10 protein-coding genes are annotated in these 12762 nt (G+C 41.0%); 5 read left to right on the plus strand and 5 right to left on the minus strand.

The genetic code is table 11. The features are described from left to right. Nucleotides 1–58 precede the first annotated feature (58 nt). Nucleotides 59–865 carry a M48 family metallopeptidase gene (locus ABJV04_RS01070; protein WP_348489248.1) on the minus strand — a complete coding sequence of 269 codons (807 nt, stop codon included), beginning with the start codon at nucleotides 863–865 and terminating at the stop codon, nucleotides 59–61. Between the two features lie 141 nt (nucleotides 866–1006). Here ABJV04_RS01070 and ABJV04_RS01075 point away from each other — a divergent pair, with 141 nt between their 5' ends. Beyond that, the gene (locus ABJV04_RS01075) at nucleotides 1007–1474 is read left to right on the plus strand and encodes a hypothetical protein (protein ID WP_348489249.1); all 468 of its coding nucleotides are present in this window, start codon (nucleotides 1007–1009) and stop codon (nucleotides 1472–1474) included. Nucleotides 1475–1558: 84 nt separating this feature from the next. Here the strand turns inward: ABJV04_RS01075 and metK are convergent, their stop codons facing one another. Further along, nucleotides 1559–2704 (minus strand): methionine adenosyltransferase, encoded by a 1146-nt coding sequence (gene metK / locus ABJV04_RS01080; protein ID WP_348489250.1) that lies wholly within the window; start codon nucleotides 2702–2704, stop codon nucleotides 1559–1561. Between the two features lie 348 nt (nucleotides 2705–3052). Between metK and tkt the strand changes: the two genes are divergently transcribed. The 4 genes from tkt to ABJV04_RS01100 all read left to right on the plus strand — a co-directional run bounded on the left by tkt (nucleotide 3053) and on the right by ABJV04_RS01100 (nucleotide 8416). Next, nucleotides 3053–5044, plus strand: a complete 1992-nt coding sequence (gene tkt, locus ABJV04_RS01085) for a transketolase (protein ID WP_348489251.1) — start codon at nucleotides 3053–3055, stop codon at nucleotides 5042–5044. A gap of 111 nt (nucleotides 5045–5155) precedes the next feature. Beyond that, nucleotides 5156–6163, plus strand: a complete 1008-nt coding sequence (gene epd, locus ABJV04_RS01090) for an erythrose-4-phosphate dehydrogenase (protein ID WP_348489252.1) — start codon at nucleotides 5156–5158, stop codon at nucleotides 6161–6163. Nucleotides 6164–6244: 81 nt separating this feature from the next. After that, nucleotides 6245–7423, plus strand: a complete 1179-nt coding sequence (locus tag ABJV04_RS01095) for a phosphoglycerate kinase (protein WP_348489253.1) — start codon at nucleotides 6245–6247, stop codon at nucleotides 7421–7423. Between the two features lie 93 nt (nucleotides 7424–7516). Continuing rightward, entirely contained in the window at nucleotides 7517–8416 is a 900-nt protein-coding gene (locus tag ABJV04_RS01100) for a fructose bisphosphate aldolase (RefSeq protein WP_348489254.1), read from the plus strand. Between the two features lie 86 nt (nucleotides 8417–8502). On the opposite strand, the gene ppx is transcribed toward ABJV04_RS01100, so the two are convergent. The 3 genes from ppx to ABJV04_RS01115 form a co-directional block, all read right to left on the minus strand. Continuing rightward, nucleotides 8503–10029 carry an exopolyphosphatase gene (ppx, locus tag ABJV04_RS01105; RefSeq protein WP_348489255.1) on the minus strand — a complete coding sequence of 509 codons (1527 nt, stop codon included), beginning with the start codon at nucleotides 10027–10029 and terminating at the stop codon, nucleotides 8503–8505. A gap of 45 nt (nucleotides 10030–10074) precedes the next feature. Beyond that, the gene (ppk1, locus tag ABJV04_RS01110) at nucleotides 10075–12138 is read right to left on the minus strand and encodes a polyphosphate kinase 1 (protein ID WP_348489256.1); all 2064 of its coding nucleotides are present in this window, start codon (nucleotides 12136–12138) and stop codon (nucleotides 10075–10077) included. A gap of 96 nt (nucleotides 12139–12234) precedes the next feature. Then, nucleotides 12235–12738: an ACT domain-containing protein gene (locus ABJV04_RS01115; protein ID WP_348489257.1), complete on the minus strand. Its 504-nt coding sequence runs from the start codon at nucleotides 12736–12738 to the stop codon at nucleotides 12235–12237. Nucleotides 12739–12762 lie beyond the last annotated feature (24 nt).

Below are 12762 nucleotides of genomic sequence, written 5' to 3' on the forward strand. Positions count from 1 at the left end.
AAAGAAAATGCCGCATTAGCGGCATTTTTTTTGTTCGAAATTTAGCGCTTTGCCAGCATTACATCGAACAGTTTGGATTGTCACTCGCTTGATTTGCCAAGGTTTGTGCAGCGGACATATTCACGCTCAAGGTTTCTATGCGTGTAGCAGGTGACGGGTGAGTTGACATAAACTCAGAGGTTCGTTGTCCTTCACTTGCCTTGTCCATATTCTTCCACAACTCTACCGATTGAGTGGGGTCGAACCCAGCTCTAGCCATTAATTCTAACCCTATTAGGTCAGCCTCTGTCTCATGAGTACGGCTGAAAGGCAATTGCACTCCAACCTGCACACCTAAACCTATACCTGCCATAATCATGTTGCTGTTTGCTACTTGTTTCGCATTAAGGATTTGATTTGTCGCTTCAAGACCTAAACCAATGAGGGCTGAATTCGACATTCTTTCATTTCCGTGCTCAGCAATAACATGACCTACTTCGTGGCCAATGACTGCAGCCAATTGATCTTGGTTTTGTGCGACTTTAAGCAGTCCGGTGTATACACCAATTTTTCCGCCAGGTAATGCAAACGCATTCACTTGGTCATCGTCAAAAACCACCAACTCCCACTGACCATCAAACACACTATTGGGCACGTGTTTGGTGATGAAACTGGCTACGCAAGAAACGTATTGGTTATCGACCCCTTGCTGGGATACTTTTTGCTCTATTTTCATGCCATCGAAAGCTTGGGCACCCATATTGGCTAACTGGTCTTTAGAATACAGTTTTAATTGCGATCTTCCGGTTGGAGAGGTGGAACACGCCGCAAGAAAAACGGCACTAATGGTGACCGCAAGGCATGACTTGGTAATATTTTTAAACATAAATTATTTCCGATTAACCGTTAACTATGCTAGTTCTATCTATTGTTAAGCTTAAATTCAGTTTTAGATCAGTATTCTGTTTATTGTTACCTAACATAGATATTTATCTATGCAAACATTTGCCCATAGAGCCATTAGCCCATGAAAACAATGTATACAAAAACAACGTACATAAAGTTGACGGTATTAAGTTGTTTATTTGTACTCTCATCTTGTGCGTCTCATCATACGCGAAATACTGAGCGCAACCAATTTGTCACTGAGTTGTACGCTAACGTTGACCAAATTTACGATGTTAAATTTGACTCTCATGCAGGCGAGGCCGCAGCGACTTGGGGGATTTGGGGCGCGTTAAATAATCTATATGGCAGCGACAGGCAGATTATAGCGGGGGCATTAATTGGGGCGTTTTTGGGCGGTTTACTTACTACTATCGAAGAAGGTCCCAGCCGCGGTTATGAATATCATTTAACTGCAACTGATGGCGAGTACCTCGTTGTAGTCTTAGACTATTTTCCTGCAGCAGAAGGTGACTGTGTCAGAGTTAGAATGGCGAACAATGTACGGGTAAGTTTGGCAAATGCAAATTATTGCCAAACCAACGATTAAATTTTTAGACCTTTGCATACAAAAATAGCGTCTTTCTAGACGCTATTTTAAATTTACCTAATCATTTTTAATTGAATGGCGTGTTTACAAGGCCGCTTTTAGCTGTTCAACCTTGTCGGTTGCTTCCCATGGAAACTCTTCGCGACCAAAATGACCATAAGCCGCAGTACCTTGGTAGATTGGGCGTTCAAGGTCGAGCATCTTAATAAGACCGTAGGGACGAAGGTCAAAGTTGGCTCTAACTAACTCAGTCAGTTTTTGATCTGAAATCACACCTGTACCGAAGGTTTCAATACTAATTGAAGTAGGCTCAGCCACCCCTATGGCATAAGAAACTTGGATTTCACAACGTTTAGCTAACCCAGCGGCTACAATATTCTTTGCCACATAACGACCAGCATAGGCTGCTGAACGGTCAACTTTCGAAGGATCTTTACCAGAGAAACAACCACCACCGTGACGAGCCATACCACCGTAAGTATCTACAATGATTTTACGACCGGTTAAACCGCAGTCTCCCATAGGTCCACCAATTACAAATCGGCCAGTAGGGTTAATTAAAAACTTGGTTTTTGCAGATAACCATTTTGCAGGCAGCACAGGTTTGATAATTTCTTCCATTACTGCTTCTTGTAAATCAGCAGTACTGATTGAATCACAATGTTGAGTGGACAACACAACGGCATCTATGCCAACAGGTTGATTATCTTCATAAACAAAGGTGACCTGGCTTTTGGCATCAGGGCGTAACCAAGATAGCGTATTGTTTTTTCTGACTTCTGCTTGGCGTTTAACCAAACGGTGAGAATAAGTAATAGGCGCAGGCATAAGTACATCGGTTTCATCACTAGCGTAACCAAACATTAATCCTTGGTCGCCGGCACCTTGCTCTTCTGGACGACTGCGATCAACACCTTGGTTAATATCTGGTGATTGTTTGCCAATGGCATTAAGTACCGCACATGAATCGGCATCAAAACCCATATCTGAATGGGTATAACCAATTTCGCGTACAGTTTTTCTGGTTAATTCTTCAATATCAACCCAAGCTGACGTAGTCACTTCTCCACCAACTAAGACCATTCCTGTTTTGACGAAGGTCTCGCAAGCTACTCGAGCTTTGGGATCTTGAGTTAAAATGGCGTCCAACACTGCATCAGATATTTGATCTGCAATTTTATCCGGATGCCCCTCAGAAACTGATTCTGAAGTAAAAAGATGTGATGTCATGTTTTATCCTTTCTTGAATGCGCGTAATAAATTCACGCCAAAACTGGTTCGTTATCATTAATAGCTACATTTTAATCAATATTTTCGAAAATACCAGTCTTTCCGTCTAGACGTCCAAATGGCTATATGTTCAGAATGCTTTCCACCTTATATACGTAAAAAAACCAGAAAAGGAATAGAACATAACCAAAAAAAGTATAATCAATAATGAATAAGCGTTGCAGTTCGTCGATGGCTGATGGAAAATGTTCCACCCCAACATGAATACAAGCAAATCAATCAATGTCTTAGCCAAGTTAGTTAGACGTTGAGCATGCTTTTAGGCACTTATTTATAGCAGGAGACACCATGCCTTCACGTCGAGAACTAGCCAACGCCATTCGCGCTTTATCAATGGATGCAGTACAACAAGCTAATTCAGGTCACCCCGGAGCACCAATGGGAATGGCTGATATTGCGCAAGTATTGTGGAGTGACTTTATGCACCACAATCCAGCAAACCCCAAATGGGCTAACCGTGATAGGTTTGTTTTGTCCAATGGTCATGGCTCGATGCTGATCTATTCGTTGTTACACCTAACCGGATATGACTTACCGATTGAGGAGTTGAAAAACTTCCGCCAATTGCACTCAAGAACCCCAGGTCACCCAGAGTATGGTTACGCACCTGGTGTTGAAACTACTACTGGGCCTTTAGGTCAAGGTATTAGTAACGCGGTAGGTATGGCCATTGCTGAAAAAATGTTAGCCGCCCAATTCAATCAACCTGAATTCGATATAGTTGATCATTTTACCTATTGCTTCTTAGGTGATGGTTGTTTGATGGAAGGAATTTCCCATGAAACCTGTTCTCTAGCTGGCACCTTAGGGTTAGGCAAACTGATTGCGTTTTGGGATGACAATGGCATTTCCATTGATGGAGAAGTTGAAGGTTGGTTTACTGACGATACCCCAGCACGTTTTGAATCCTATGGATGGCAGGTGATCGCTGATGTAGATGGTCATGATCCTGAAGCTATCAAGGCGGCTATTGAAACCGCTAAAGCAGAAACTACGAAACCGACTATGATTTGCTGCAAAACAGTGATTGGTTTTGGTTCACCAAATAAATCAGGTAGCCATGATAGCCATGGTTCGCCACTGGGTCTGGATGAAGTTGAAGCTACGCGCAAAGAACTAAACTGGAGTCACGCACCTTTTGTTGTTCCTGAAGATATCTATGCACAATGGGATGCGAAGAAAAGCGGACTTGAGTTAGAACAGCAGTGGAATGATAAGTTTGCTCAATATGCAGATGCTCATCCACAGTTAGCAAGTGAATTTACCCGTCGTATAAACGGTGAGCTACCTGCCGATTTCAGTGAAAAAGCCGCTGCTTACATTAAACAAACCCAAGAAAAAGCAGAAAACGTGGCGAGTCGTAAATCTTCGCAAAACGCCATTGAAGCTTTTGCTAGCATTTTACCTGAAGTGGTAGGCGGTTCTGCTGACTTAGCTGGTTCAAACTTGACGTTATGGTCGGGTTCAAAAGGAATCACTGCAGATGATGCCAGTGGTAACTATATTTTCTACGGCGTGCGCGAGTTTGGAATGAGCGCGATCATGAACGGTATCGGACTGCATGGAGGCTTCAGAACCTACGGTGCAACCTTTTTAATGTTTATGGAATATGCACGTAATGCTGTGCGTATGTCTGCATTAATGGGCGTGCCTAATATTTTTGTTTATACCCATGACTCTATTGGTCAAGGTGAAGATGGTCCAACCCATCAGCCTATTGAGCAAATAGCTAATTTACGTTTGACGCCAAACCTTGCTACTTGGAGACCTTGTGATGGGGCTGAAACAGCAGTGGCTTGGAAAGCGGCAATTGAACGTACTGAAGGTCCAAGTGCCTTAGTCTTTAGTCGCCAAGGGTTGCCTGCACAATCTCGAAATGAGCAGCAACTTACGGATATTGCTAAAGGTGGATATGTATTAATTGATAGCGAAGCAACACCTGAAATCATCCTAATTGCAACGGGATCAGAAATGGCTATTACTGTTGAAGCTGCGGAAAAATTAACCGCTCAAGGTAAAGCAGTACGTGTAGTTTCTATGCCAAGCACCAATGTATTTGATGCTCAAGATGCGGATTATCGTGAATCTGTATTACCTCGAAGTGTAACCAAACGTGTGGCTGTTGAAGCTGCCCACGTAGATTTTTGGTACAAATATGTTGGATTTGATGGCAAAGTTGTCGGTATGACGACTTTTGGTGAGTCTGCGCCTGGCGGAGCTTTGCTGAAATACTTTGGGTTTACTGCCGATGCTATTGTCGAGGCAGCTAACTCACTATAAACATCAACAACTAAACTAGGGTGGCTCATAACCTTTAAGGTGTGAGTTACCACTTAACTAAAGAAGAGCACACTTGTAAAAGGGTGTGCTCATTTATGTATTAAGAGTGACATGATACGAATTGCCATAAATGGTTTTGGACGCATAGGTCGAAATGTATTGCGAGCACTGTACGAAACCGCTCGGCACGAACAAATCAAAATTGTTGCAATAAATGAGATTGCCGACCCTGAAGGCATTGCTCATTTATTAAAGTATGATACCGCCCATGGTCGATTTGGCTTCCCAGTTTCCCTAAATGGAGATTGCTTAAATGTGGCCAACGACTCGATTCAGTTATTGCAGTTTCCCACATTAGACAAGTTACCTTGGGCTGATCTGGACATTGATTTAGTACTGGAATGCACAGGTGTGCATAATGATCGAGCTGATGCTGAAATTCATATTGCTCAAGGCGCTAAAAAAGTCCTTTTTTCCCATCCATCTACCCCTGATATGGATGCGACTGTCATTTACGGTATCAATGATGATTTGTTGCAAAATGACGACCGTATTGTCTCCAATGGCTCCTGTACCACAAATTGTATCGTGCCTGTGATCCAAGTGTTGGATAAAGCGTTTGATGTTCTTAGTGGCACAGTAACAACAATTCACTCCTCAATGCACGATCAACAAGTCATTGATGCTTATCATCCGGATTTACGCAGGACTCGTGCTGCTAGCCAGTCAATTATTCCCGTTGATACTCGGTTAGCTGCAGGTATTGAGCGTATCTTGCCTAAATTTGCTGGAAAGTTTGAAGCCATCGCGGTAAGAGTGCCTACAATTAATGTGACGGCGATGGATTTAAGTGTAACTGTTGATAAAAAAGTATCGATAGATGAGATCAACCAAGTGTTGAAACAAGCAGGTCAGGGCAGATTAAACGGAATATTGAGTTACACTGAGGAACCTTTAGTATCAATAGACTTCAATCATGATCCGCACTCTTGTATCGTAGACGGCACGCAAACCAGAGTAAGCCACAAGCAGTTAGTGAAAATATTGGTTTGGTGTGACAACGAGTGGGGTTTTGCAAATCGAATGTTAGATACTGCGCAAGCAATGTTTCGTGACTAAACAATAAATGTAATTATTAACAAATATACTTAATAGTTTTGTAGATAAACAATCCATAATAGCAAGATTAAAGGAAGCAATATGTCGATACTAAGTATGGCTGATTTAACTCTCACAGATAAAAGAGTGTTAATACGCGAAGATCTCAACGTGCCAGTAAAAGATGGCAAAGTGACCTCAGATGCGCGAATCAAAGCGGCCTTGCCAACGATTAAATTAGCTCTTGAGAAAGGCGCGAAGGTAATAGTGATGTCTCACTTAGGCAGACCTACCGAAGGCGAATTTGATGCTCAGTATTCCATGCAACCTGTTGTCAACTATTTGAGTGATCACCTTGATTGCCCAGTAAGTTTAGCAACTGATTATCTTAATGGGGTTGACGTGGCACAAGGCGAGGTTGTTGTTTTAGAAAACGTTCGCTTTAATGTGGGCGAGAAAAAAGACGACGAAACCTTATCAAAGCAATATGCAGCCTTGTGTGATGTCTATGTAATGGACGCCTTCGGCACTTCACATCGTGCACAAGCATCTACCCATGGTGCTGGTAAATTTGCCCCCGTTGCCTGTGCGGGACCTTTGTTGGTCAATGAGTTAGACGCACTAGGTAAAGCTTTAGACAACCCAGCCCGTCCATTATTGGCAATTGTAGGTGGTTCTAAAGTATCAACAAAATTAACGGTTTTAGAGTCACTTTCTGGTAAGGTTGATCAATTAATCGTCGGTGGTGGCATTGCCAATACCTTTATTGCCGCTCAAGGACATAATGTTGGTAAATCTTTGTACGAAGAAGATTTAATCCCTGAAGCTAAGCGTTTAATGCAGACAGCAACGGATAATGGTGGCAATATTCCTGTGCCCGTTGATGTGGTCACGGGGACTGAGTTTTCTGAATCAGCCTCAGCAAGCCTAAAAGCGGTCACTCAGGTTAGTGATGAAGATATGATTTTTGATGTTGGGCCACAAACCTCCAATCAACTAGCTGCCTTAATTAGACAGGCAGGTACTATTGTTTGGAATGGTCCAGTAGGCGTTTTTGAATTCGACCAATTCGGTGAAGGAACAAAAGCAATTTCACTGGCAATTGCACAAAGCAGTGCTTTTTCAATTGCTGGTGGTGGCGATACTTTGGCAGCTGTAGACAAATATGGTATATCTGACAAGGTTTCGTATATATCAACAGGTGGTGGTGCTTTCTTGGAGTTCTTAGAAGGCAAAACTTTACCTGCTGTAGCAATGTTGGAAGCAAGGGCAAAAGAGTAACTATCGAGAGATTTTGTACTCCAAAAATAAGAAGTGTAATGAAACACTCAAGATTAGTTTTGTATTCTACTCAAATAAAAAGGAGTGTTGCTAATGGCATCACAAGCACAACTAGACATGCTTAAAAAAATAGAGTCCGATAATGGATTTATCGCGGCTTTGGATCAAAGTGGTGGTAGTACCCCAAAAGCATTAAAGCTGTATGGCGTAACCGAAGATGAGTATAACGGTGACGAAGAGATGTTCGGTAAAGTGCATGAAATGCGCACTCGAATTATCACTAATAAAGCGTTTAATGGAAAGCGCGTACTAGGCGCTATTTTGTTCGAAAACACCTTAGATAGGGATATTGAAGGTAAAGCTAGTTCTCACTATTTGTGGCAAGAAAAGCAAGTTGTCCCTTTTCTAAAAGTGGATAAAGGTTTAGAAGCTGAAGAAAATGGCGTGCAACTAATGAAAGCTATGCCTGGCTTAGATGAAGTTCTCGATAAAGCCAATGCCAAAGATGTATTCGGTACTAAAATGCGTTCAGTAGTTAAATCTGCTAACCCAGCTGGAATTAAAGCTGTAGTTGAACAGCAGTTTTTAGTTGGAAAACAAATCTTGGCTAAGGGTTTAGTACCTATTATAGAACCTGAAGTGGATATTCATGCTCCTGATAAAGAAGCCGCTGAAGGGATACTGAAATCTGAAATTTTAGCGCAATTGGATGCCTTACCTGACACTCAAAGTGTGATGTTAAAGCTAACTTTGCCTGAAGTGAATGGTTTTTATTCTGAGCTAATTGAGCACCCTCGAGTACTTAAAGTTGTTGCCCTTTCTGGTGGTTACTCTAGAGAAGAAGCCAATAGTCGCTTAACTGCTAATAAAGGTATTATTGCCAGCTTTTCTCGCGCTTTATCTGAAGGTCTATTTGCACAACTTTCTGATCAAGAGTTTGAAGAAACACTAGATGCTTCTATTGAAAGTATCTACCAAGCTTCAATTACCTAATTTGACTGCTTAGAAACTGATAAGCCGGACTTTAGTCCGGCTTTTTTATTGTTTTTTAGAACGTTCGAGTTTGTTCAGGAGTTTAATTAAGAATAGGATAGCTTGTAGTTTAAAACGCTAAGGTAATCAGCTTCTCTGGCTAAATCTGCACTGATAATTGGCTTGTTCGATAGCCACTTATCAGGGAAAGTAATCTGTAATTTTTTCTCTTCTATTAGCACTTTGAATTCCGGCAAAAAATCATCTTGGCGTTTAATATTTAACAGTACACCCAAACGCAAAATTATAATGAGTTTGTTCACCAATTCTGAATCAAATTGCCAAAACTCAGGTATTTCGTCAGGACGCAGTTTTTTACGGTGAAAGCGGGCTAATACAGAAAGTAAAATTTGTTGTTCTTGGTTGAAGCCGTGTAAATCTACATTTTGTAATATGTAACCAGAATGACGTTGTACACCTCGCGAATTTATTTGTAGTCCAACCTCATGTAATAACGCTGCCCAACTCAATAGATTACGATATTGTTGACCGCCAATCTTCCAACCTTTCTTACACTGGTTATACAGCTCTATAGTTGTGAGATGCACTCGTTTTGCTTGGTCAACATCTACATCATAGCGTGTGGCTAAACTCTGTGCTGTGCGTTCTCGGATATCGTGATGGGCCAAGTGTTCTTCCATCTCGTACAACACACCTTCTCGTAATGCCGCCGCAGAATACTCCATTGTGGTGATCTTAAGGCTTTTGAATACGCCAATTAAGATTGAAATACCCGCTGCTAATACCGGAATACGGTCTTCGGTGACCGCCAGTTTTAAGTCTTTAATATGGCCAGCAGATATGCATTTATCGCGAAGGGTCTTGAGGTTATCAAGTGATACAAATCCTTCTGGATTGGTTTCATTCAAGGATTGAGCGAGAAAAACGATAGCTTTGATGGTGCCTGAGGTGCCAATACAATGCCGCCAACCTAGTTTTAAATACTTTGCATCGATTAACTCAAGTTCTTGTTGTGCTGCGGTAACGGCTTTTTTAAAAGCGCCAGAGGTAAGAACACCATCTGCAAAAAAACGTTTTGTGTAACTTACACAGCCCATTTGTAAGCTGCGCATCATTTTACTCTCAAAGCCCTCACCAATGATAAACTCAGTGGAACCGCCACCAATATCAACTACTAATCGCTGACCGTTATTTTGTACTGTATGGGCAACACCTGAGTAAATTAAGCGAGCTTCTTCAATTCCAGAAATAACTTCAATTGGATAAGACAAAATTTGCTTAGCTGCTTGAATAAAGTCTTTGGCATTTTTTGCTTTTCGTAGAGTATAAGTGGCCACTATTCTAACGGTGTCAGGCTCAAACCCTTTAAGACTCTGGGCAATAATTTGCAGGGTGTCTAAGCCTCTTTGCATTGCCTCATCAGACAAGCGGTTATGCTTGTCTAAGCCATCAGCTAAACGTACTTTTTGCTTAACTCTATGTAGGATTTGAACACTACCGGCAACAATCCGCGCGACGACTAAATGAAAACTATTTGAGCCAATATCAAGGGCTGCGACCTGAGTTGTGGGTCTTGCATCAATTTTACTAAAAGCTTCACTTAACTCAGTCATTTATTTCATATTTCCTCAACGCGGCTGGTTACCCAATATAGTGTATTATTCTAGTGATTTAAGATAGTGATATATTTCCACCTGTGAGCGCAATTTTTTTCGATTTCCACGCTTCACATAGTTATTGGTTTGTTCAGCATCGATGACTCGAGCTTTAATCGTATCTTTGAGTTGTAGTTCTAAAATATGAATAATTTGCTGTTTTAAATCATCATCATAAATTGGGCAGCCAACTTCAATACGGTTATCCATATTTCTAGCCATCCAATCGGCAGACGAGATAAACACTTTTGGATTCCCAGCGTTAGTAAAAACCATCACTCTAGGGTGCTCTAAAAAGCGATCGACAATACTGATTATCGTAATGTTTTCACTTACCCCTGGAATATTAGGAATTAGAGAACACATTCCCCGCACTATGGCTTTCACCTTTACACCTGCTTGGCCTGCGCGATAAAGATCATCAATCAATTGTTGGTCAACAAGGTTATTCACCTTCAAGGTGATACCCGATGGCAACCCCTCATTGGCATTTTGAATTTCTTGGCGTACTAAAATTTGAATTTTGGTACGTGCATTTAAAGGCGATACCTGCAAATGCTGAAACTTATTCCGTCGGTAAGGTAATTGAATCAAATCAAATACCCAAATCGCTTCTTGGGCTAATTCTTGGTTACGGGTAAAGAGGCTAAAGTCGGTATAAATCTTGGCGGTTTTTTCATTAAAGTTGCCCGTACCGAAATGAGAATAATGAACAAGCTCACCTTTTTCTTCACGACTGACTACGCATAACTTACTGTGGATCTTGAACGAAGGAGAGCCTAATACTACTCTGATCCCAGCATCTGTCATGGTTTTAGACCATTCGATGTTCGCTTCTTCATCAAAACGGGCGCGTAGTTCAACTACAACGGTCACTGTTTTACCGTTATCTACAGCATCGATAAGTGAGTTCACAATGCGCGACTTATTCGCTACTCGATAAATATTTAGACGAATATGTTTCACGCTCGGGTCAAATGCCGCTTGGCGAACAAATTCGGTAAAATGTAAAAAACGATGATAAGGGTAATAAAGTAAAATATCTTTGTGTTTAATGGCATCAAATGCGGTGTCGAAATCAGTAAATAAATGCGTATTTATCGCCGGTAAAGGTGGATTCTCTAAATAGCTTCTTCCCACATTTGGAAAGCCGATAAAGTCTTTGAAATTCCGATAGGCACCGCCAGCAATCAAACTATCAAAAGAACTTATTTTCAGTCGTTTTTTCAGGTTTTTAAGCATTTCTTCGGGCATATCAGCATCATAGATAACCCTTACAGGCTCAGCGATTAAGCGTTGCTTCATACTTTCAGACATTTTTTCGACGAAACTTTCATCTATCTCATCATTGATTGAGTACTCTGAATCTCGGGTAACTTTAAATGAATAGGCTTCCAACTCATCAAACTCAATAAAACCTTTGAATACAATGCTTAAGCACAGTTGAATCACATCATCAATTAATATGATGTGCTTCTTTTTGCGGCTTTTTTCTGGTGGAATTTGAATGAAGCGGGACATGGCTTCAGTCGGCAATTCGATGGTTGCATATTTGGTTGCCCGATCTTTTTTATAAATGGCCACATACAAATAGGTACCAAAGTCATTCAGGCGGTCTACAAGATTTACTTTTTTGTGAAGTAAGATAGGCGCAATATGGCGTAAAATCTTGTTTTTAAAATAGTTGGTTAGCCATTCGTGTTGGTATGGTGAGAGTTGATTTTTGTCTACAATATAAATGTTGTAGCGTTTAAGGCCTTGCACAACATCATCGTACACTTTTTCAAAGTTATCCGTTAAATCCACCACTTTGTTTTGAATTTTTTCCATCAACAACTTGGTGTTTTCCGCCGCTTTTTCATTTCCTTCTTCTAGATGGATATAAATTAAGCGCTTTACTTCTGCTACTCTGACCCGATAAAACTCATCCATATTGCTGGAGTAAATGCCTAAGAATCGAATTCTTTCAACTATCGGATTATGTTGATCAGCGGCTTCTTGTAACACACGTTCGTTAAATGAAAGCCAGCTGAGTTCTTTGGGATAATAGATTTGTTCTGGATACATTAGTTACCTGATTTTTCTTGCGCGATTTCAATAGGATGGAATGTTCCATTGTTTGTATGACAGTTTTGTTAATTTGCGTAATTTCATTGGAAATTACTACCTTAAATCAACATCAACAATTAAATCGTTGGCAATATCTTCTAGGGCCTCAGACAGTTCATCAAGTTGAAACCCCTCTGGAATAGCCACAACTGCATGGGCCTTAAACAATAAACTGCCCCAATTAGGCGCACTTTGGCAACTGGATTCAAATTTGATGATATTGATATTAAAGCGATTCAAGGTTGCTGTGAGCTCTTGCACTATGCCGGGTTTGTCATTACCCATAATATCAATCTCTACGATATCAGGTTTATCATTTGATTCATTGTCAGCACTGACAGAATGGATAGTTAAATCTGGGTGCTTCTGTAAAAAATCCATCAAGGTGTCATGGTTTTCAACTGGTATATCCACCTCAACAAATCCTGCAAAATGCCCCCCCATATATGAAAAGTTACTCGCTAACCAGTTTCCTCCTAAGGAATAGACTTTTTGCGCGAGTGACACGACAAGTCCAGGTTTATCTTTTCCGATTAAAGTTAAAATTATCGGTTTCATTGGAACACCCCTTCGACTTAACTA

The organism is Aliiglaciecola sp. (assembly GCF_039982535.1).
Taxonomy (GTDB): Bacteria; Pseudomonadota; Gammaproteobacteria; order Enterobacterales; family Alteromonadaceae; genus Aliiglaciecola.

Bases quoted from the DNA above. Each gene is read 5' to 3' on its own strand.
- ABJV04_RS01070 (WP_348489248.1), bottom strand. From the start codon at position 865: ATGTTTAAAAATATTACCAAGTCATGCCTTGCGGTCACCATTAGTGCC.
- ABJV04_RS01075 (WP_348489249.1), top strand. From the start codon at position 1,007: ATGAAAACAATGTATACAAAAACAACGTACATAAAGTTGACGGTATTA.
- metK (WP_348489250.1), bottom strand. From the start codon at position 2,704: ATGACATCACATCTTTTTACTTCAGAATCAGTTTCTGAGGGGCATCCG.
- tkt (WP_348489251.1), top strand. From the start codon at position 3,053: ATGCCTTCACGTCGAGAACTAGCCAACGCCATTCGCGCTTTATCAATG.
- epd (WP_348489252.1), top strand. From the start codon at position 5,156: ATGATACGAATTGCCATAAATGGTTTTGGACGCATAGGTCGAAATGTA.
- ABJV04_RS01095 (WP_348489253.1), top strand. From the start codon at position 6,245: ATGTCGATACTAAGTATGGCTGATTTAACTCTCACAGATAAAAGAGTG.
- ABJV04_RS01100 (WP_348489254.1), top strand. From the start codon at position 7,517: ATGGCATCACAAGCACAACTAGACATGCTTAAAAAAATAGAGTCCGAT.
- ppx (WP_348489255.1), bottom strand. From the start codon at position 10,029: ATGACTGAGTTAAGTGAAGCTTTTAGTAAAATTGATGCAAGACCCACA.
- ppk1 (WP_348489256.1), bottom strand. From the start codon at position 12,138: ATGTATCCAGAACAAATCTATTATCCCAAAGAACTCAGCTGGCTTTCA.
- ABJV04_RS01115 (WP_348489257.1), bottom strand. From the start codon at position 12,738: ATGAAACCGATAATTTTAACTTTAATCGGAAAAGATAAACCTGGACTT.